17 protein-coding genes are annotated in these 18,491 nt (G+C 69.6%); 8 read left to right on the forward strand and 9 right to left on the reverse strand.

Features of this window, described 5'->3' with window-relative positions; translation table 11 throughout:
- Window positions 1-11: 11 nt before the first annotated feature.
- The 3 genes from BCR55_RS01050 to BCR55_RS01060 form a co-directional block, all read right to left on the reverse strand.
- Window positions 12-449 (reverse strand): thioesterase family protein, encoded by a 438-nt coding sequence (locus BCR55_RS01050; protein WP_006405000.1) that lies wholly within the window; start codon window positions 447-449, stop codon window positions 12-14.
- A gap of 50 nt (window positions 450-499) precedes the next feature.
- A complete protein-coding gene (locus BCR55_RS01055; protein ID WP_035488324.1) occupies window positions 500-1,036 on the reverse strand; it encodes an NUDIX domain-containing protein in 537 nt (178 codons plus the stop codon).
- 98 nt (window positions 1,037-1,134) lie between these two features.
- Window positions 1,135-2,382, reverse strand: a complete 1,248-nt coding sequence (locus tag BCR55_RS01060; protein WP_175403808.1) for a YbfB/YjiJ family MFS transporter — start codon at window positions 2,380-2,382, stop codon at window positions 1,135-1,137.
- 120 nt (window positions 2,383-2,502) lie between these two features.
- On the opposite strand from BCR55_RS01060, the gene BCR55_RS01065 reads away from it, so the two are divergent.
- Complete coding sequence (locus BCR55_RS01065; protein WP_006402147.1) at window positions 2,503-3,417, forward strand: LysR family transcriptional regulator; 915 nt, start codon at window positions 2,503-2,505, stop codon at window positions 3,415-3,417.
- 183 nt (window positions 3,418-3,600) lie between these two features.
- Here BCR55_RS01065 and alaS read toward each other — a convergent pair whose 3' ends face one another.
- Entirely contained in the window at window positions 3,601-6,225 is a 2,625-nt protein-coding gene (alaS, locus tag BCR55_RS01070) for an alanine--tRNA ligase (RefSeq protein ID WP_006402148.1), read from the reverse strand.
- 236 nt (window positions 6,226-6,461) lie between these two features.
- On the opposite strand from alaS, the gene BCR55_RS01075 reads away from it, so the two are divergent.
- Complete coding sequence (locus BCR55_RS01075) at window positions 6,462-7,682, forward strand: CaiB/BaiF CoA-transferase family protein (protein WP_006402150.1); 1,221 nt, start codon at window positions 6,462-6,464, stop codon at window positions 7,680-7,682.
- A gap of 102 nt (window positions 7,683-7,784) precedes the next feature.
- Here the strand turns inward: BCR55_RS01075 and BCR55_RS01080 are convergent, their stop codons facing one another.
- Both BCR55_RS01080 and BCR55_RS01085 read right to left on the reverse strand, forming a co-directional pair.
- Window positions 7,785-8,339: an alpha/beta hydrolase gene (locus BCR55_RS01080; protein ID WP_053297346.1), complete on the reverse strand. Its 555-nt coding sequence runs from the start codon at window positions 8,337-8,339 to the stop codon at window positions 7,785-7,787.
- Window positions 8,340-8,494: 155 nt separating this feature from the next.
- Entirely contained in the window at window positions 8,495-8,704 is a 210-nt protein-coding gene (locus BCR55_RS01085; RefSeq protein WP_006402153.1) for a glycine zipper 2TM domain-containing protein, read from the reverse strand.
- Between the two features lie 252 nt (window positions 8,705-8,956).
- On the opposite strand from BCR55_RS01085, the gene BCR55_RS01090 reads away from it, so the two are divergent.
- Window positions 8,957-10,666 (forward strand): glutamine--tRNA ligase/YqeY domain fusion protein, encoded by a 1,710-nt coding sequence (locus BCR55_RS01090; protein ID WP_006402154.1) that lies wholly within the window; start codon window positions 8,957-8,959, stop codon window positions 10,664-10,666.
- Between the two features lie 86 nt (window positions 10,667-10,752).
- Here the strand turns inward: BCR55_RS01090 and BCR55_RS01095 are convergent, their stop codons facing one another.
- The 3 genes from BCR55_RS01095 to BCR55_RS01105 form a co-directional block, all read right to left on the reverse strand.
- The gene (locus tag BCR55_RS01095) at window positions 10,753-11,223 is read right to left on the reverse strand and encodes an NUDIX hydrolase (protein ID WP_006402155.1); all 471 of its coding nucleotides are present in this window, start codon (window positions 11,221-11,223) and stop codon (window positions 10,753-10,755) included.
- A gap of 11 nt (window positions 11,224-11,234) precedes the next feature.
- Entirely contained in the window at window positions 11,235-11,618 is a 384-nt protein-coding gene (locus BCR55_RS01100) for a hypothetical protein (RefSeq protein WP_006402156.1), read from the reverse strand.
- A 107-nt stretch (window positions 11,619-11,725) separates the two neighbouring features.
- The gene (locus tag BCR55_RS01105) at window positions 11,726-13,111 is read right to left on the reverse strand and encodes a cytochrome-c peroxidase (RefSeq protein WP_065494044.1); all 1,386 of its coding nucleotides are present in this window, start codon (window positions 13,109-13,111) and stop codon (window positions 11,726-11,728) included.
- 218 nt (window positions 13,112-13,329) lie between these two features.
- Between BCR55_RS01105 and BCR55_RS01110 the strand changes: the two genes are divergently transcribed.
- From BCR55_RS01110 to BCR55_RS01130, 5 genes are all read left to right on the forward strand, one after another.
- Window positions 13,330-14,916, forward strand: coding sequence for an acid phosphatase (locus BCR55_RS01110; RefSeq protein WP_006409099.1), 1,587 nt, complete (start codon window positions 13,330-13,332; stop codon window positions 14,914-14,916).
- A gap of 270 nt (window positions 14,917-15,186) precedes the next feature.
- Complete coding sequence (locus tag BCR55_RS33325; protein WP_232356739.1) at window positions 15,187-15,495, forward strand: DUF1427 family protein; 309 nt, start codon at window positions 15,187-15,189, stop codon at window positions 15,493-15,495.
- A gap of 25 nt (window positions 15,496-15,520) precedes the next feature.
- A complete protein-coding gene (locus BCR55_RS01120; protein WP_065494045.1) occupies window positions 15,521-17,101 on the forward strand; it encodes a sodium:proton antiporter in 1,581 nt (526 codons plus the stop codon).
- 54 nt (window positions 17,102-17,155) lie between these two features.
- Entirely contained in the window at window positions 17,156-17,548 is a 393-nt protein-coding gene (locus BCR55_RS01125) for an OsmC family protein (RefSeq protein ID WP_006402164.1), read from the forward strand.
- 25 nt (window positions 17,549-17,573) lie between these two features.
- Complete coding sequence (locus tag BCR55_RS01130) at window positions 17,574-18,467, forward strand: pirin family protein (protein ID WP_006402165.1); 894 nt, start codon at window positions 17,574-17,576, stop codon at window positions 18,465-18,467.
- Window positions 18,468-18,491: the final 24 nt, after the last annotated feature.

Genomic DNA, 18,491 nt, shown 5'->3' on the forward strand with positions numbered 1-18,491 from the left:
CGCGCGCCCCGTCAGGCCGCGAGCGGCTCGAGCGCGGCGCGCAGCGCGTCGGGTAGCGGCACCGGGCGGCGCGTGCCGCGATCGACGTAGACGTGCACGAAGTGCCCCTGCGCGGCGGGGGCGGCCTCGCCGGCCGCGAACAGCCCGATCTCGTAGCGCACGCTCGACGTGCCGAGCTTCGCGACGCGCAGCCCCGCATCGACGGCCTGCGGAAACACGAGCGGCGCGAAATAGTTGCACTGCGTCTCGACGACGAGGCCGATCGTCTGGCTGCGCTCGACGTCGAGCACGCCCGCGCCGATCAGGTACGCGTTGACGACCGTGTCGAAGTAGCTGTAGTAGACGACGTTGTTCACGTGCCCGTAGACGTCGTTGTCCATCCAGCGGGTCGTGATCGGCAGGAAATGGCGATACGCGTCGCGCGGACGCGGCTGCGGCTTGTCGGACATGGCGATGGCGATCGGAACGGTGACGGGGAACGGGGCCGCGTACGCGGCGGTCATTGACCGGGACGGTCGACGAACTGGAAATCGAGGCCGCGCGCACGCATCCAGTCGGCGAGCGCGTAGCCGGTGCCCGCGCGCCACGGGCGCAGCAGCGGCGGATCGACGAGCCGGTATTCGAGCAGCTCCGGCGACAGCGTGACGGTGCCCGACGCGCGCACGTGATACGCGATGATCAGCTCGTTCTTGCGGATGAATTCGTAGACGCCGACCAGCGCGATCTGCTCGGCGTTCAGCCCGGTTTCCTCGCGCACTTCGCGCGCGATGCCGTCCTCGGGCGTTTCGCCGTGCTCGAGGAAGCCGGTGATCAGCGCGAACATCCCTTCCGGCCAGGCCGCGTTGCGCGCGAGCAGGATCTTGCCGTCGAGCTCGACGATCGCGGCAACCACCGGCAGCGGATTGTTCCAGTGCACGTAGCCGCATGCATCGTCGGGACACGCCTGGCGCAGGCGGCCGCCCTCGTGGTCCGGATCGGCGCGTTCGATCAGCGGGCTCGCGCAGCGCGGGCAGAAACGGTAGTCGGCAGTGGTCATCGGCAGGACATGACGGCGCCGCACGGCGCCGCTCGGCACGGGAAAGGCCTCATTCTAGCGAGTTTGCCCGCCACGCAGCCGATCCGGCCCCATCGTCGTCAGCGGCGCACGCGCGCGGCGGCGGCGGTCGCCGCGAAACCGGCCGCGCCGGCGAGCAGCGCGGCCGCCGCGACCCACAGCGCGGGCGAGAACGATCCGAAGCGCGCGGTCAGCGGCGCCGCGACGAGCGGGCCGAGAATCTGCCCGATTCCGTACGAGGCGGTCGCATAGCCCATCAGCCCCGCCGCGCGCTCGCCGTGCAGACGCCGCGCCTCGCGCATCGCGAACAGCGTGATCGCGGTGAACGGCAGCCCGAGCAGCGCGCTGCCGATCGCGAAGCCGGCCGTGTTCGGCCATACGATGCCGGCCGCGATCCCGAGCGCCTGCATCGCACAGCCGCCGGCCAGCAGCAGCCGGTTGTCCCAGTGCGCGGGCAGCCGCGCGGCCGCAATTGCGCCGACGATCAGCGCCGCGCCGAACATCGGCCAGAACAGGTCGGGCCACGGCGAGCCGGCCGGCAGCGCAGCGCGCGCGATCACGGGCAGAAACGTCGCCGTGATGATGTAGCCGAAGCCCGGCATCCCGTACAGCACGATCAGCCAGCCGGCGTCGACCCGCGCGCGGCGCGCGTCGTGGACCGCGGCCGGCGTCGCCGCCGCCGCGTGCGCCGCCGTGCCGGCGGCCGGTGCCGGCGCGGCCGCCGAGGCGGTGCCGAAAGTGCGCCAGATCGCAGCGGACAGCCCTGCCGACAGCGCCGCGAAGCCGAGCCAGCCGAGCGTCGCGCGATGGCCCGCGAGCGCGCTGCCGATCAGCCCGGTCAGCACGATGCCGGCGCCCGGCCCCGCATAGATGACGCCGCTCCACGCGGGCGCATGGAGCTCGGCGAGCCGCCGCAGCCCCCACTGCGACACGAACACGAACGTCCACGCGCTGACGACGCCGGCGACGAAGCGCACCGCGAGCCAGACCGGCAGCAGATGACCGACGCCCATCGCGGCCGTCAGCAGCACCGTGGCGGCGAGCCCGACGCGCACCATCCGCGCGGGCGGCACGCGCAGCGCGGCGCAGCTGACCGCGCCGACGAAATACCCCGCATAGTTCGCCGACGCGAGCCAGCTGCCGGCTTCGAGCCCGAGCGAGCTGTCGGCGAGCATCAGCGGCAGCAGCGGCGTGAACGCGAACCGGCCGACGCCGAGCGCGACCGCGAGTCCGACCATGCAGGCGAGCGCCGCCGCGCGCGCACGGCGATCGGCGTCACGCGACGCATGCGGGTGGACGGCGGCGGACGACGCATCGGAACGGGACATGGCGCAATGGACCGGCGCGACACGCCGGCCGACACGGAAATCGGATGACGCCATCGTAGCTTGACCGATCATTCTCGAAAAATGAATAATTCAGAATCCACCCATCGCAGGGAGAGAATCATGGATCTGGCGGCGCTGGCGATTTTCCGCGCGGTCGTGCGCGAGAACGGCGTGACGCGCGCGGCCGCGAAGCTCAACCGCGTGCAGTCGAACGTGACCACGCGCATCAAGCAGCTCGAGGAGGAACTCGGCGCGGCGCTGTTCGTGCGCGACGGCCGCCGGCTCGTGCTGACGCCGGCCGGCCGCACGTTGCTGCCGTATGCGGAGCGGCTGCTCGCGCTGGCCGACGAAGCGCGCGATGCGGTGCGCGAGGACACGCCGCGCGGCCGGCTGCGGCTCGGCACGATGGAAAGCACGGCCGCGAGCCGGCTGCCGGCCGTGCTCGCGCGCTATCACCATGCGTGGCCGGACGTGTCGCTCGAGCTCGTCACGGGCACGACGGGCTGGCTGATCGACCGCGTGCGCGAGTTCGACGTCGACGCCGCGCTGTTCGCGCGGCCGCCCGCGCCCGACACGCTGCCCGACACGTTCGAGACCGTGCCGGTGTTCCGCGAGGAACTCGTGCTGCTCACGCCGCGCGGCCATCCGCCGGTGCGCACGCCGCGCGACGTGATCCTGCCGACGCTGATCGCGTTCGAACGCGGCTGTACGTACCGGAAGTACGTCGAGCAGTGGTATGCCGAATACGGGCTGAAGCCCGCGCGCGTGCTGGAGCTCGGCTCGTATCACGCGATCGTCGCGTGCGTCGCGGCCGGTGCCGGCATCGCGGTCGCCCCGCGCTCGGTGCTCGACCTGCAGCCGGAGACGGACAACGTCGCGCAGCACGCGATCGCCGCATTCGGCGCGATCGATACGCTGCTCGCGTGGCGGCACGGCTATGAATCGGCTGCCCTCGCCGCGTTGCGCGACGCGTTGACCGATGCCGCGCCGACCGCAGCCGACGGCGACAAACATGCGGCCACGATAGCGGCGTAACACGAGCGACACTCGCCGGGCGGTTCACCGTTGGTGCGCCGCGCTGCTCGCCGGCCCGCTCGCCGGGCCCCGAATGCAGAACGCCCCGACCGGCCTGCGCCGATCGGGGCGTTTCGTTTGCGTGCGTGACGCCGGCGAAGCGCGGCCCCGCGGCGGGCGCCGCGCGGCCGCGCGCTCGGGCGATCAGAGCCGTGCTTCGACCCAGCCCTTCACGCCGGCGAGCGCGGCCGGCAGGTTCGCCGGTTCGGTGCCGCCGGCCTGTGCCATGTCGGGGCGGCCGCCGCCCTTGCCGCCGACCTGCTGCGCGACGAAGTTCACGAGCTCGCCGGCCTTGACCTTCTTGCTCGCCTCGGCCGTCACGCCGGCGATCAGGCTGACCTTGCCGCCCTCGACCGCCGCGAGCACGATCGCCGCGCTCTTCAGCTTGTCCTTCAGCTTGTCGACCGTCTCGCGCAGCGTCTTCGCATCGGCGCCGTCGAGCGTCGCGGCCAGCACGTGCACGCCGCCGACTTCGACGGCCTGCTGCGCGAGCTCGTCGCCCTGGCTCGACGCGAGCTTCGACTTCAGCGCCGCGAGCTCCTTCTCGAGCGACTTGACCTGATCCTGCACCTGCGCGATGCGCTGCGTGAGCTCCGCGGGCTGCGCCTTCAGCGCGGCTGCCGCTTCGTTCACGCGCGCGTCGAGTTCCTGCACGTAGCGCACGGCGTTGTCGCCGGTGATCGCCTCGACGCGGCGGATGCCGGCCGCGACGCCGCCTTCCATCACGATCTTGAAGAGGCCGATGTCGCCGGTGCGGCTCACGTGCGTGCCGCCGCAGAGCTCGCGCGAGAAGCCGAGGTCGAGCACGCGCACTTCGTCGCCGTACTTCTCGCCGAACAGCGCCATTGCGCCGCCCTTCACCGCTTCGTCGTACGGCATCACGCGCACGATGCCCGGTGCGTTGGCCAGGATTTCGTCGTTGACGATCTGCTCGACGCGACGGATTTCGTCGTCGGTCAGCGGCGCGTTATGCGCGAAGTCGAAACGCGTTTTGTCCGCGTCGACGAGCGAGCCCTTCTGCTGCACGTGCGAGCCGAGCACTTCGCGCAGCGCCTTGTGCATCAGGTGCGTCGCCGAGTGGTTGCGCTGCGTGCGCGCGCGGCGCTGCGCGTCGATCTCCGCGCGCAGCACGTCGCCGACCTTCAGCGTGCCCTGCTCGAGCGTGCCGTGGTGGCCGATCACGTCGGCCTGCACCTTCAGCGTGTCGGCGACCGCAAAGCGCGTCGACGCGTTCGCGAGCACGCCCTGGTCGCCGACCTGGCCGCCCGATTCCGCGTAGAACGGCGTGTGATCGAGCACGACGACCGCATCCTGACCGGCCTTCACTTCGGTGACGGCCGAGCCGTCGACGTACAGCGCGACGACCTTCGCGTCGTCGAACGCAATCTCCTCGTAGCCGTGGAACGTCGTCTTCGCGCCCGTGTATTCGAGGCCCTGCGCGGCCTTGAACTTGCCGGCCGCGCGCGCCTGCTCGCGCTGGCGCGCCATCGCGTCGTCGAACGCGGGCTCGTCGACCGTCACGCCGCGCTCGCGGCAGACGTCGGCCGTCAGATCGAGCGGGAAGCCGTAGGTGTCGTGCAGCTTGAACGCGAGTTCGCCGTCGAGCACCTTGCCGCCCTTCGCCTCGAGATCGGCGAGCGCCGATTCGAGGATCGACATGCCGTGCTCGATCGTTTCGAAGAAGCGCTCCTCTTCCTGACGCAGCACGTCGGTCACGCGCTGCTCGGCTTCCTTCAGCTCCGGATACGCGGCGCCCATTTCGGCGACGAGATCGGCCACCAGCTTGTGGAAGAACGCGCCCTTGCGGCCGAGCTTGTAGCCGTGGCGGATCGCGCGGCGCACGATGCGGCGCAGCACATAGCCGCGGCCTTCGTTGCCCGGAATCACGCCGTCGACGATCAGGAACGCGCAGGCGCGGATGTGATCGGCGATCACCTTCAGCGAGTTGTTGTTCAGATCGCCGACTTCGGTCACGCGCGCGGCGGCCTTGATCAGGTTCTGGAACAGGTCGATTTCATAGTTGCTGTGCACGTGCTGCAGCACCGCGGCGAGACGCTCGAGGCCCATGCCGGTATCGACGCACGGCTTCGGCAGGCGCGTCATGTTGCCCTGCGCGTCGCGGTTGAACTGCATGAACACGAGGTTCCAGATTTCGATGTAGCGATCGCCGTCTTCTTCCGGCGACCCCGGCGGCCCGCCCCACACCTCCGGGCCGTGATCGTAGAAGATCTCGGTGCACGGGCCGCACGGGCCCGTGTCGCCCATCGTCCAGAAATTGTCGGACGCGTAGCGCGCGCCCTTGTTGTCGCCGATCCGGATGATGCGCTCGGTCGGCACGCCGACTTCCTTCGCCCAGATGTCGTACGCCTCGTCGTCTTCCTGGTACACGGTGACCCACAGCTTGTCCTTCGGCAGCATGTAGACCGTGGTCAGCAGCTCCCACGCGAAGCGGATCGCGTCGTGCTTGAAGTAGTCGCCGAACGAGAAGTTGCCGAGCATCTCGAAGAACGTATGGTGCCGCGCGGTGTAGCCGACGTTCTCGAGGTCGTTGTGCTTGCCGCCCGCGCGCACGCTGCGCTGCGCCGTCGTCGCGCGCGTGTACGGACGCCGGTCGGTGCCGAGGAAGACGTCCTTGAACTGGACCATCCCCGAGTTCGTGAACATCAGCGTAGGATCGTTACCGGGCACGAGGCTCGACGAGCGGACGATCGTGTGGCCCTTCGATTCGAAGAATTTGAGAAATTTCTCGCGGATTTCGGCAGCTTTCATGGCGTGCGGGGACAGTCTGCTAAGACGGCTTCAAACGCCGGCGGCCGTTGCGGACGCGCGGCGGCATGGTTCGGAAACGATCGATTATACGGGATTGAATGCGATTCCCGGCAAAGCGGCTCGACGCTCCGGCCGGCCCCACGGGGCCACCGGCGGCGCCGATTCGCCTTAAGATGCTCGGCATGCCAATTCGCCTTGCCGCGCAAGGCCACGCCATGAAAGGAGACGAATCGACGATGGGTGCCCTGAGCCATATCCGCGTGCTGGACCTGACCCGCGTGCTCGCGGGCCCGTGGTGCGCGCAGACGCTCGCCGACTTCGGCGCCGACGTGATCAAGATCGAGCGCCCGGGCGCCGGCGACGACACGCGCCACTGGGGGCCGCCCTACCTGAAGGACGCGCACGGCGCCGACACCGCCGAGGCCGCCTACTATCTCGCGGCGAACCGCAACAAGCGCTCGGTGACGGTCGACATCGCGACGCCCGAAGGCCAGCAGATCGTGCGCGAGCTGGCGGCGCAGAGCGACGTCGTGCTCGAGAACTACAAGGTCGGTCAGTTGAAGAAATACGGGCTCGACTATGCATCGCTGCGCGCCGTGAAGCCCGATCTCGTCTACTGCTCGGTGACGGGCTTCGGCCAGACCGGCCCGTACGCGCATCGCGCGGGCTACGACTTCATCGTGCAGGGAATCGGCGGCTTCATGAGCATCACGGGCGAGCGCGACGGCGTGCCGGGCGGCGGCCCGCAGAAGGCCGGCGTCGCGATCGCCGATCTCGCGACCGGCCTCTATTCGACGATCGCGGTGCTCGCCGCGCTCGCGCATCGCGACCGCACGGGCGTTGGCCAGTACATCGACATGGCGCTGCTCGACGTGCAGGTCGCGCTGCTCGCGAACATGAACACGAACTTCCTCGCGAGCGGCACGCCGCCCGTGCGCTGGGGCAACGCGCATCCGAACATCGTGCCATACCAGACGTTCCAGACGAGCGACGGCTGGATCATCGTCGCGGTCGGCAACGACGGGCAGTTCCGCAAGTTCGTCGAAGCCGGCGGGCGGCCGGAGCTCGCCGACGACGAACGCTTTGCGACCAATCCCGCGCGCGTGCGCCATCGCGACACGCTGGTGCCGATCCTCGCGGAGATGGTGAAGACGCGCAGCAAGACGGCGTGGATCGACGCGCTCGAGGCGGCCGGCGTGCCGTGCGGGCCGATCAACGATCTGGCCGAGGTGTTCGCGAACGAGCAGGTCGTCGCGCGCGGGATGGAAGTCGCGCTGCCCCATCCGTGCGGTGCGGACGTGAAGCTCGTGCGCAATCCGGTGCGGATGAGCGCGACGCCGCCGGATGCGCGCACCGCCCCGCCGCTGCTCGGCGCGCACACCGACGACGTGCTGCGCGATATGCTCGGCTACGACGATGCGCGGATCGCGGCGCTGAAGGCGAAGCAGGCGATCTGAGCGGCGCGGCGCTCGGCCGGCCTGCAGGCCGGGCGCATGCGCGGGCACTGCGTCGGCGCGCCGCCGAAGCGGCATCGGGCCGGGCGCTCGCGCCGGCGCCCGTCAGCCGCGCTGCGCGAGCGCGTCGAGCCAGCCGCGTGCGTCGGGCCAGTCGCCGAGCCCGCTGTCCGCGTTGATGTGGCCGCGCGGGCCGAGTTCGTGGAATACGCTGCCCCATGCCTGCGCGCAGTTGCGCGCGAACGCGAGCGAGCCGTACGGATCGTCGCTGCTCGCGACCACGCGCGTCGGGAACGGCAGCCGTTCGAGCGGCACGGGCCCGAAGCCGTGCGCGTCGGCCGGAAACGCCGGCCCGGACGGATCGGGCAGCGCGACCAGCAGCGCGCCGCGCACCTTCGCGAGCGTGTCGGGCCGCGCATAGCGCGTCGCCCACCAGGCGGCGGTCAGCGTGCCGAGGCTGTGCGCGGCGAGCAGCACGGGGCCCGGCGCCGTGCGTACCGCGCGATCGAGCGCGAGACACCAGCCGTTGCGGAAGGCGCGTTCCCAGTCGGGCATCGCGACGCGCACGAAGCGCGCATCCGCGCGCGCCCAACGGCTTTGCCAATGGAGCGGGCCCGAGTCGCCGTAGCCCGGCAGGACGAAAACGAGGGGATCGTTCATCGAAGGATCGTCGGCAAGTGAATGAGTTATAGGAGCCGACGAAGTGTCGCACATCCGTTCCTCCCTGATGCTGCCTGTCGAGCGAATGCCGGAACGATGTGTGCGAAAAGAGACGGGACGGCGCCCGGCCCCGCACGGGGCGGACGCCGCGCCGCTTAGCGGACGTTCGCGCCGACGATGCCGCCGGCCGCCGCGCCCGCGACCGTGCCGAGCGGGCCGCCCGTGATCAGGTAGCCGAGCGCGCCGCCTGCGGCCGCGCCGATGCCGGCGTTGCGCTGCGTGTGCGTCATCGCGCAGGCGCCGAGTTGCGACAGGACCGCGACGATCACCGCGGCACGAACGACAAAAGTGGTCTTCTTCATCATGGTTCTTGGTGTCCTCCCGTCGCGCGCGCTGCGCACGGCGGCATTTGAATCGGTGCTGCCATCATAGGAAAAGCCGAACGGGCAGGGCAATCCGATTTACGTCGTGTTACAGCCGACACAAAGTCGAGACATTGCCTGCACGCGACATCGGCACGGCGCGACGGGCCGCGGGCCGCGCGGGACCGACCCCGGTCAGGTAGAATTGCAGGATTAAACCGGCGCGACGCGCCGCCCCAACCTGACGCCAACCGCATGAGCACCGAACGCAACGACGCCCCCGCGGCTTCCAACTTCATTCGCAACATCATCGACGACGACAACCGCACCGGCAAATGGGGCGGCCGCGTCGAGACGCGCTTCCCGCCCGAGCCGAACGGCTATCTCCATATCGGTCATGCGAAGAGCATCTGCCTGAATTTCAGCATCGCGCGCGACTACGGCGGCGTCTGCCACCTGCGTTTCGACGACACGAACCCGGAAAAGGAAAGCATCGAGTACGTCGACTCGATCGTCGATGCGGTGCGCTGGCTCGGCTTCGACTGGCGCAAGGACGCGGTCGATCATCAGTATTTCGCGAGCGACTACTACGACAAGCTGTACGAGTTCGCCGAGCTGCTGATCAAGCGCGGCAAGGCCTACGTCGACAGCCAGAGCGCCGACGAGATGCGCGCGAACCGCGGCTCGCTGACCGAGCCCGGCAAGCCGTCGCCGTTCCGCGACCGCACGCCCGACGAGAACCTCGACCTGTTCCGCCGGATGAAGGCCGGCGAGTTCAAGGAAGGCGAGCACGTGCTGCGCGCGAAGATCGACATGGCGTCGCCGAACATGAACATGCGCGACCCGGTGATCTACCGGATCCGCTACGCGCACCACTACCGCACCGGCGACGCATGGTGCGTGTATCCGATGTACGACTACACGCACTGCATCTCCGATGCGCTCGAAGGCATCACGCATTCGCTCTGCACGCTCGAGTTCGAGGATCACCGCCCGCTGTACGACTGGGTGCTGAACGAGCTCGCGGATGCCGGCATCTTCACGCGCCCGCTGCCGCAGCAGATCGAATTCTCGCGACTGAACCTCACGTATGCGATCACGAGCAAGCGCAAGCTGCTGCAGCTCGTCACCGAAGGCCATGTCGACGGCTGGGACGATCCGCGCATGCCGACGATCGTCGGCATCCGCCGCCGCGGCTTCACGCCCGAGAGCATTCACCTGTTCTGCGAGCGGATCGGCGTGACGAAGGTCGACTCGTGGATCGACATGAGCGTGTTCGAAGGCGCGCTGCGCGACGATCTCGACGACAAGGCGCCGCGCACGGTCGCGGTGCTCGACCCGCTGAAGCTGATCATCGACAACTATCCGGAAGGCCAGGAAGAAGCCTGCACGGCGCCCGTGCATCCGCATCATCCGGATCGCGGCGTGCGCACGTTCCCGATCTCGCGCGAGCTGTGGATCGAGCGCGAGGACTTCGCCGAGCAGCCGCCGAAGGGCTATTTCCGCCTGTTCCCCGGCAACAAGGTGCGGCTGCGCTACGGCTACGTCGTCGAGTGCACGGGCTTCGACAAGGATGCCGACGGCAACGTGACGGCCGTGCACTGCAACTACTTCCCGGACAGCAAGTCGGGCACCGACGGCGCGAACAACTACAAGGTCAAGGGCAACATCCACTGGGTCAGCGCCAAGCATGCGCAGCCGGCCGAAGTGCGGATCTACGACCGCCTGTTCAAGGAGCCGCATCCGGATGCCGGCGGCGCGAACTTCCTCGATGCGCTGAATCCCGATTCGAAGAAGATCGTGCATGCGTTCGTCGAGCCGGGCGCCGGCGACGTCGCGCCGGAAACGCGTCTGCAGTTCGAACGGCACGGCTACTTCGTCGCCGATCGCGTCGATTCGAAGCCGGGCAAGCCGGTGTTCAACCGCATCGTCGGGCTGCGCGACAGCTGGGGCAAGCCGGCCTGACGGGCTCCCCGCGCATCACATAAAAAACCGGCTCGCGCCGGTTTTTTATTGCCCTTCGGTTTTGCGACGGGAGGCCGCGCGTCCGCTCATGCGTCCGACAGCCGCCGATGGAGTTCCGCGAGCGGCAGCGTCGTATGGAACAGCCGTGCGAGGCTGCGGCTCGCATAGGCGTCGACGTCGGCGGGATCGGTCCACCGATACGCGTCCATCTCGGGAATCGGCGAGCCGTCGCGGCGGCTCGGAAACAGCGACGTGCAGGTGCAGCGCGCGAGGTCGATCTCGTCGGGCGCGACGCGCACCGCGAACAGGTGCAGATCCTTGTCGTGCCGATAGGCGAAGCGGCCGAGATCGACGAGCCGCTCAGGCGCGATCTCGATCCCGGTTTCCTCGCGCAGCTCGCGCAGCGCCGCGTCGCGCGGCGACTCGCCCGGCTCGCCCTGCCCCTTCGGGATGTCCCAGTGCGTCGTGTCCGTCGCATGCGCGAGGAACACGCGGCCGGCCGCATCGAGGATCACGACGCCGCACGACACCGTGCGCGGCGCACCGCTGCGCCTCATTGCCCGTGTGCTCAGCGCTTCTGCAGCTGCCACTTGCCCGCGGCCGTCTGGCAGTAGACGGGCTTGAGCGTCATCGTCTGTCCCTTCGCCGCGATCTCGGTCGTCACTTCGCGGCAGTGCTTGCCGTCCTTGTCGAGCGTCGCCGGCGTCAGCTTCGCTTCGATCTGCGTGCGGCCGCCGCTGCTCTGCCACGTCGTCGTCTCGCCGTCCTTGCCGGCGTCGCGCGCGTGCACGACGGCTTTCGTCAGCGAGGCGGCGTCGGCCTTGCTGAAATATGTGATCGGCGTGTCGTTCAGAAAGCCCAGGTTGCTTTGCGCATGGGCGGACAGCATGGCGGTCGCACACGCTGCGCCGGCCAGCGCACGCGCGATGAAAAGGGATGCACGCATCGACATATTGTTCTCCTTGGATGTTCGAGCGACGCGCGCGGCGCGGCCGGTGACCCGGCATGCGCCGCGCGCGTCAGCGACCGAGGATAGCATGCGTGCGTGTGCGTGCCCGTCTAGCGGCGGGCCTGAGTCGCCGCAGGTTGATATCCGTCGGTCAGCGTGTTCAGAAACGCGATCACGTCCTTGATCTCGGCCTCGTCGAGCGCGGGCCGGTCGCCCGGCTTGCGGTCGAACGGCGGCTCGCGGTTGATGTTCGGCCAGTAGCGTTTCGGCAGATCGTCGTAGCGCTGCACGCGACCGTGCACGACCGGATAGAACTTCCCCGGATGGATGTCGCGCTCGGCGTAGAAATGCATCACGTCCTCGAGCGAGTGATACACGCCGTTGTGGAAGAAGGTCTTGCGCAGCGCGACGTTGCGCAGCGACGGCGTGCGGAACAGCCCGCAGAATTCGTCGCGGCCCTTCAGGTCGGTCCGCTCGGGCCCGCATGCGCCGAGGTCGTAAAAGCGCGGATCGCGATTGACCGGCAGCGCGCGGTTGCGCGGCACCGCGATCGCGATCAGGCCGAAATCGCTGAACTGCGGCGGCGTGCCGTCCAGCGCGCGCTGACTCACGTGGCAGCTCGCGCAGTTGCCCTTCTTCTCGTCGTTGAAGAGCTGCAGTCCGTGCAGTTCGGCAGGCGTGAGCTGCGCGCGGCCCGCGAGGTACGCGTCGTACTTGCTCGTGTACGGCGCGAACAGCGACGGCGTCTGCTCGAACGTGCCGAGCGCGCGCAGCACGGCGTCGAACGTCGCGCGTTCGTCGTCGAGCACGTTCGCGCCGAACACGGCGCGAAACGCGTCCGCGTACGGCGCCGCGCGTACCGCGCGCGCGACCTTCGCGGGCGAACTGTTCATCTCGAACGGCGACGTGAGCGGAATGCGCGCCTGCGCGGCGCCCGTGTCGACGCGGCCGTCCCATGTGAGGCCGCCGGTCGGGCCGGCATCGACGCTCTCGTCGCCTTCGTCGTCCGAATCGTGGAAGTGCTCGGCGAACGGCGGCACGCCCTGCAGATACTTCAGCGACGGCACCGCGCGAAACCCGGCACGCCGCATGTCGTCGCCGCCGAGCTGCACCGACAGCGCGTTCGGCGGCCCGAACGCATGCTCGGGGCTGTGGCACGACGCGCACGCGAGCTTGCCGGAACCTGACAGCGTAGGGTCGAAGAAAAGTTGCTTGCCGAGCGCGGTCATCCGGCGCACGCCTTCGTAAACTTGCGCACGCGTCTGCGGACGGTTCGTCGCGACGAGCGGCGCACCGTCGCCGGCGGCGGCCGACGCCGGTGCGGCCGCGCCCTGCGCGGCGCCGGATGAGCCGGCAGGCTGGGCGAGCGCGGCACCCGCGCCGGGCTGCGCGTCGCAGCCCGCAACGGCGGCGAGTGCGGCGGCCAGCGCAAGCGCGCGGCCCGCGCGCCGCCACGGGCGCACGAGCGCGCCGGTTCTCGGTAGGCGAAGCTTCATCGATGGATCGCAATGTCGGTTCAGGAGCGGCCGGAGTTTATGTCAGCCGCATGACCGTTCCATGACGAAGCGTCGACAGCCATTCGAAAGGACGCCTACACCAGCCTGTCAAATCGCGCCCTCAGAATGCGGGCAGCCGGACATGCCGCGCCCGCCTGCCGGGTCGCCCGGCAATCGACGCCGGTCCCCACGCGACAAGAGAGATGAGAGTACAACGGATGAACCACCACGCCTGGATTCGCTTTACGCCGATCGCCGTTGCCGCGGCGCTCGCCCTCACCGCCTGCGGCGGCGACGACGTGCAGCAGCAGGGCCTGTCGGCCGTGAAGAACGTCGTCGTCATTTACGCGGAGAACCGCAGCTTCGACAACCTGTACGGCAACTTCCCCGGCGCCAACGGGCTGCAGAACGTGACGGCCGCGAGCGCGCAGCAGAAGGACCGCAACGGCCAGCCGCTCGCGACGCTGCCGAAGATCTGGGGCGGCCTGACCGCCAAGGGCGTCACGCCGGCCGTGACCGAAGCGATGACCGAGAATCTGCCGAACGCGCCGTTCGCGATCGACGATCCGAACGGCTTCAACACGTCGATGAGCGTGACGACGCGTGACCTGTATCACCGCTTCTACGAGAACCAGATGCAGATCAACGGCGGCAAGAACGACATGTTCGCCGCGTGGGCCGATTCGGGCGGCCTCGTGATGGGCCACTACACGGCCGACGCATCGAAGCTGCCGCTGTGGAAGATCGCGCAGCAGTACACGCTCGCGGACAACTTCTTCATGGGCGCATTCGGTGGCTCGTTCCTGAACCACCAGTACCTGATCTGCGCGTGCGCGCCGTACTACGCGAACGCGGACAAGAGCCCGGCAGCCGGCTCGATCTCCGCCGTCAACGCGGACGGCAAGTCGCTGCAGCTCGCGAGCAACTCGCCGGCGTCCGCGCTTGCCGGCGCACCGAAGTTCGTGAACTCGGGCAACCTGACGCCCGACTTCTACGCGGTCAACACGATGCAGCCGCCGTATCAGCCGAGCGGCAACAAGGCGGCCGCAGGCGGCGATCCGAACCTCGCCGATCCGTCGGCCGCGACGACGCTGCCGCCGCAGACGCAGCAGAACATCGGCGATCTGCTGACCAACGCGGGCGTGTCGTGGGCCTGGTACGGCGGTGCCTGGGGGCAGGCGCTGCAGGCCGCGCAGAGCGGCACCGCGAACGTGATCTACGGCCCGAACATGACGGCGCCGAACTTCCAGCCGCACCACCAGCCGTTCAACTACTACGCGAACCAGGCGCCGGGCACCGCGAATCGCGCGCAGCACCTGCTCGACGGCGGCACCGACGGCAGCGCGTTCATCCAGGCCATCGACGCCGGCACGCTGCCGCAGGTCGCGTTCTACAAGCCGCAGGGCAACCTGAACGAGCACGCGGGCTACACCGACGTCGCGAGCGGCGACCAGCACATCGCGAACGTGATCGCGCATCTGCAGGCGAGCCCGCAGTGGAAGAACATGGTCGTCGTCGTCACCTACGACGAGAACGGCGGCTTCTGGGATCACGTCGCGCCGCCGAAGGGCGACCGCTGGGGCCCCGGCACGCGGATTCCGGCGATCATCGTGTCGCCGTACGCGAAGAAGGGTTTCGTCGATCACACGCAGTACGACACCGCGTCGATCCTGCGCTTCATCACGCGCCGCTTCTCGCTGCCGCGCCTGCCGGGCCTGCAGCAGCGCGACGATGCGCTGAAGGCGAACGGCGCGCCGGCGATGGGCGATCTGACGAACGCGCTCGAGTTGTCGCCGAACCTGTAAGCGCGGCATCGTCGCGCGCCGGGCGGCCGCTCGGCCGGCCCGGCGTCGCGGCGAGATCGGCGAGCGCGTCGCGCCCTGGCGCGATGCTGCCGTACCGCACGCCGCGCCGTCTGCCGCTCACGCCGGCCGGCGAATCGCCGTGCGATCGCGCGAGCGGCTTGCTCGCCGACGCCGAACCGGTCGAGCGCGAAGGCGCCGCGCCGTGTCGATCTCGCGGCCGCCTTCGCGCATCGCGCAGCGCGCGAACCTCGATCGCAGACCGCCGTCCCGATGGCAGACACGATCACTGCGTGGCGCTCGCTCGCGGCGGCGCTTCGCTCTTTTTTTCTTCAGGCAAACCCGATACGCTCTCATGACTTCGACCGCACCGTTCCGGCGCCGGTCGGCCACCCTCGGGCATTCCTCATGAAAGCGCATTCGTTCTCGCTGCTCGCCGGCCTCCTCGCCGTCGCGATCGACGGCACACTCGGCGTGAACTCGCCGGCATCTCCCGTCATCGCGCTTGTCGGCCTGCTCGGCAGGCTGCCCGGCGATCCGGTGCTGCCGGGCAGCGGCACCCGCGCGCGCAAGCCGTCGTGATGCGGCACGTCGCGAGCCGCCGCCGATGAGCAACGTCGAACTGTTCCATTACCTGCTGCTGTTGATCTGCGGCGCGGGCGCGCTGACGTGGCTCGCGGAGCGCCTGTCGATTCCGCCCGCCGTCGTGCTGCTGCTCGGCGGCTGCGTCGTCGCGGTCGCCGGCAAGCGCGTGCCCGACATGGATCCGGCACTGCTGCTCGCGGCCGTGCTGCCGCCGCTGCTGATGTCGAGCGGCTTCTATACCGCGTGGAAGGCGTTCCGCCACGAGCTCGCGTCGATCGCCTCGCTCGCGCTCGGTGCCGTCGTGTTTACGACGGTCGCGGTCGCGCTCGCCGTGCATGCGTTCAACCCGGCGCTGCCGTGGGCCGCGTGCTTCACGCTCGGCGCGATCGTGTCGCCGCCCGACGCGGTCGCCGCGAAGGCGATCCTGCAGCGCCATCCGCTGCCCGCGCGGCTCGTCGCCGTGCTCGAAGGCGAAAGCCTCGTCAACGATGCGTCGGGCCTGCTGCTCTATCAGATCGCCGTGTCGGCCGCGCTCGCGGTCACGATCACGACCGCGAGCGCGGCCGGCCTGTTCCTGTCGCTCACGCTGATCGGCATCGCGGTCGGCTTCGCGTGCGGCCAGGCGATGTGCTGGGTGCTGCAACGGCTGCGCGAGCCGATGCTCGGCATCGTCGTGACGTTCACGATGGCGTGGGGCAGCTACGGCATCGCAGAAGCGCTGCACGGCTCGGGCGTGCTGTCGGTCGTGAGCTGCGGGCTCGTGCTCGGCGTACGGCAGCATCGCGTATTCGACGCCGACATGCGGATCAAGGCGAAGGCGACCTGGGAAGCGATCGTGTTCGTGCTCGACGCGCTCGTGTTCATCCTGATCGGCCTCGCGCTGCACGCGATCCTGGCCGGCGTCCATCGCGAAGGCGCCGTGCTGATGGCCGGATTGCGCGTCGCGCTGCCGGCCACCGCGGCCGCGATCGTCGCGCGCATCGCCTGGGTGTTCGTCGCGATGTGGCTGCCGGGCCGCCTGCGCGCGCCGCGTGCAGGCCATGCACCGTGGTCGTGGCGGGAAGCCGTCGTGCTCGGCTGGTCCGGCATGCGCGGCGTCGTTAGCCTCGCCGCCGCGATCGCGCTGCCGGCCGGTTTTCCCGGCCGCGACCTGATCCTGTTCAGCACGTTCCTGCTGATCATCGCGACGCTCGTCGTGCAGGGCGGCACGCTCGCCCCGCTGATCCGCGCGCTGAAGCTGCAGCCGGTCGCGCGCCACACGATGTCCGAGCATGCGGTGCGCGCCCACACGTTCGGCGCGGCGCTCGCGGCCCTCGATGCGCGCGGGCAGCACGGCGCGCATCTCGAGCGCGCTTCGCTCGAGCGGCTCTTGACCGAATACCGCAACCGCGTCGCCTTCAACGAACGCGCATACCGCGAAGGCGCCGAACCGGCGGACGTGCGCGCGCGGATGCTGCGCGTCGAGCTCGAACTGGTCGGCGTGTCGCGCGATGCGTTGCTCGCGCTGCATCGCGACGGCCGCGTCGACGATGCGGTGCTGCACCGCATAGAATCCGAGCTGGACTTCGAGGAGCTGCGGCTGCAGCGCCTGCTCGAACCGTAAGTCCGGCGACGGGCGGCCGCACGCCGCCCCTTCCCTTCCCCACATGGAATTCCAATGAGCGAACTGTCCGTCGAAGCGAGCATCGGCTCGGTCGATTATCTGGTCCACTTCACCGACGGCGTCCATCAGTGGCGCGCCGACGAACCGGCGCCGCTCGGCGGCGGCGATGCGGCGCCGACGCCCGTCGCGCTGCTGCTGTCGAGCCTCGGCGCCTGTACCGCGATCACGCTGAAGATGTACGCGCAGCGCAAGGGCTGGCCGCTTGCCGAAGTGCACGTGAAGCTCGCGCACGAATCGGGCAGTGGCGGCAGCACGATCGTGCGCCGCATCACGCTCGACGGCGAGCTGTCGGCCGAGCAGCGCGAGCGTCTGCTGCAGATCGCGAACGCGTGCCCCGTGCACAAGATCCTCACGCACCCGATCGCGATCGATACCGCGATCGCGTGACACGCCAACGAACCGGAACGCCGCGATGCCTGCCCCGATCAAGACCCTGCTCACGCCGCGCGAAAGCGACATCGGCAACCTCGTCGTGCGTCGCGTGCTGCCCGCGCGTGCCGCGCGCCTCGTCGGCCCGTTCATCTTCTTCGACGAGATGGGCCCCGCCGTGCTGCCGGCCGGCCGCGGCATCGACGTGCTGCCGCATCCGCATATCGGTCTCGCGACCGTCACCTATCTGTTCGACGGCACGCTGATGCATCACGACAGTCTCGGCTTCCGGCAGAAGATCGTGCCGGGGGACGTGAACTGGATGACGGCCGGGCGCGGCATCGTGCATTCCGAGCGCTCGCCCGACGAAGACCGCCCGCGCGACCAGCCGGTGCACGGCATTCAGACCTGGGTCGCGCTGCCGGTCGAGCACGAGGACACCGCGCCCGCGTTCGTCCATCATGCCGCCGACACGCTGCCCGTGTTCGAGCGCGACGGCGCGCGCGTCTGCGTGATCGCGGGCACGGCGTTCGGGCTGACGTCGCCGGTCGAGGTGTTTTCGCCGACACTCTATGCGTACGCGCAATTCGCGGCCGGCGGCCGGCTCGCGCTCGATGCGGAGCACGACGAGCGCGGCGTCTATCTCGTCGACGGCGACCTGCGCATCGACGACACGCCGCTCGCGGCGTCCACGATGGCCGTGCTCGAACCGGGCGCGACCGTCACGCTCTCGAGCACGCACGGCGCGCGCGTCATGCTGCTCGGCGGCGCACATCTGCCGGGCGAGCGTTTCGTCGAATGGAACTTCGTGTCGAGTTCGCGCGAGAAAATCGACGCGGCGCGCGACGCGTGGGCCGCGCAGACCTTCGGCAAGGTGCCCGGCGAAGAAGACGAATGGACGCGCCAGCCCGCCCGCAAGCCGCAGTCGTCCGCCTGAGCACGCGAACGCGCGCGGCGCGGC

Origin of the sequence: Burkholderia sp. CCA53 (assembly GCF_001685525.1) — a bacterium.
Taxonomy (GTDB): Bacteria; Pseudomonadota; Gammaproteobacteria; order Burkholderiales; family Burkholderiaceae; genus Burkholderia; species Burkholderia multivorans.

Coding starts and splice junctions, on each gene's coding strand:
- BCR55_RS01080 (WP_053297346.1), bottom strand. CDS start 8,339: ATGAACGATCCCCTCGTTTTCGTCCTGCCGGGCTACGGCGACTCGGGC.
- BCR55_RS01085 (WP_006402153.1), bottom strand. CDS start 8,704: ATGATGAAGAAGACCACTTTTGTCGTTCGTGCCGCGGTGATCGTCGCG.
- BCR55_RS01105 (WP_065494044.1), bottom strand. CDS start 13,111: ATGAAGCTTCGCCTACCGAGAACCGGCGCGCTCGTGCGCCCGTGGCGG.
- BCR55_RS01090 (WP_006402154.1), top strand. CDS start 8,957: ATGAGCACCGAACGCAACGACGCCCCCGCGGCTTCCAACTTCATTCGC.
- BCR55_RS01110 (WP_006409099.1), top strand. CDS start 13,330: ATGAACCACCACGCCTGGATTCGCTTTACGCCGATCGCCGTTGCCGCG.
- BCR55_RS01050 (WP_006405000.1), bottom strand. CDS start 449: ATGTCCGACAAGCCGCAGCCGCGTCCGCGCGACGCGTATCGCCATTTC.
- BCR55_RS01065 (WP_006402147.1), top strand. CDS start 2,503: ATGGATCTGGCGGCGCTGGCGATTTTCCGCGCGGTCGTGCGCGAGAAC.
- BCR55_RS01125 (WP_006402164.1), top strand. CDS start 17,156: ATGAGCGAACTGTCCGTCGAAGCGAGCATCGGCTCGGTCGATTATCTG.
- BCR55_RS01060 (WP_175403808.1), bottom strand. CDS start 2,382: ATGTCCCGTTCCGATGCGTCGTCCGCCGCCGTCCACCCGCATGCGTCG.
- BCR55_RS01055 (WP_035488324.1), bottom strand. CDS start 1,036: ATGACCACTGCCGACTACCGTTTCTGCCCGCGCTGCGCGAGCCCGCTG.
- BCR55_RS01095 (WP_006402155.1), bottom strand. CDS start 11,223: ATGAGGCGCAGCGGTGCGCCGCGCACGGTGTCGTGCGGCGTCGTGATC.
- BCR55_RS33325 (WP_232356739.1), top strand. CDS start 15,187: ATGGCAGACACGATCACTGCGTGGCGCTCGCTCGCGGCGGCGCTTCGC.
- alaS (WP_006402148.1), bottom strand. CDS start 6,225: ATGAAAGCTGCCGAAATCCGCGAGAAATTTCTCAAATTCTTCGAATCG.
- BCR55_RS01120 (WP_065494045.1), top strand. CDS start 15,521: ATGAGCAACGTCGAACTGTTCCATTACCTGCTGCTGTTGATCTGCGGC.
- BCR55_RS01075 (WP_006402150.1), top strand. CDS start 6,462: ATGGGTGCCCTGAGCCATATCCGCGTGCTGGACCTGACCCGCGTGCTC.
- BCR55_RS01100 (WP_006402156.1), bottom strand. CDS start 11,618: ATGTCGATGCGTGCATCCCTTTTCATCGCGCGTGCGCTGGCCGGCGCA.
- BCR55_RS01130 (WP_006402165.1), top strand. CDS start 17,574: ATGCCTGCCCCGATCAAGACCCTGCTCACGCCGCGCGAAAGCGACATC.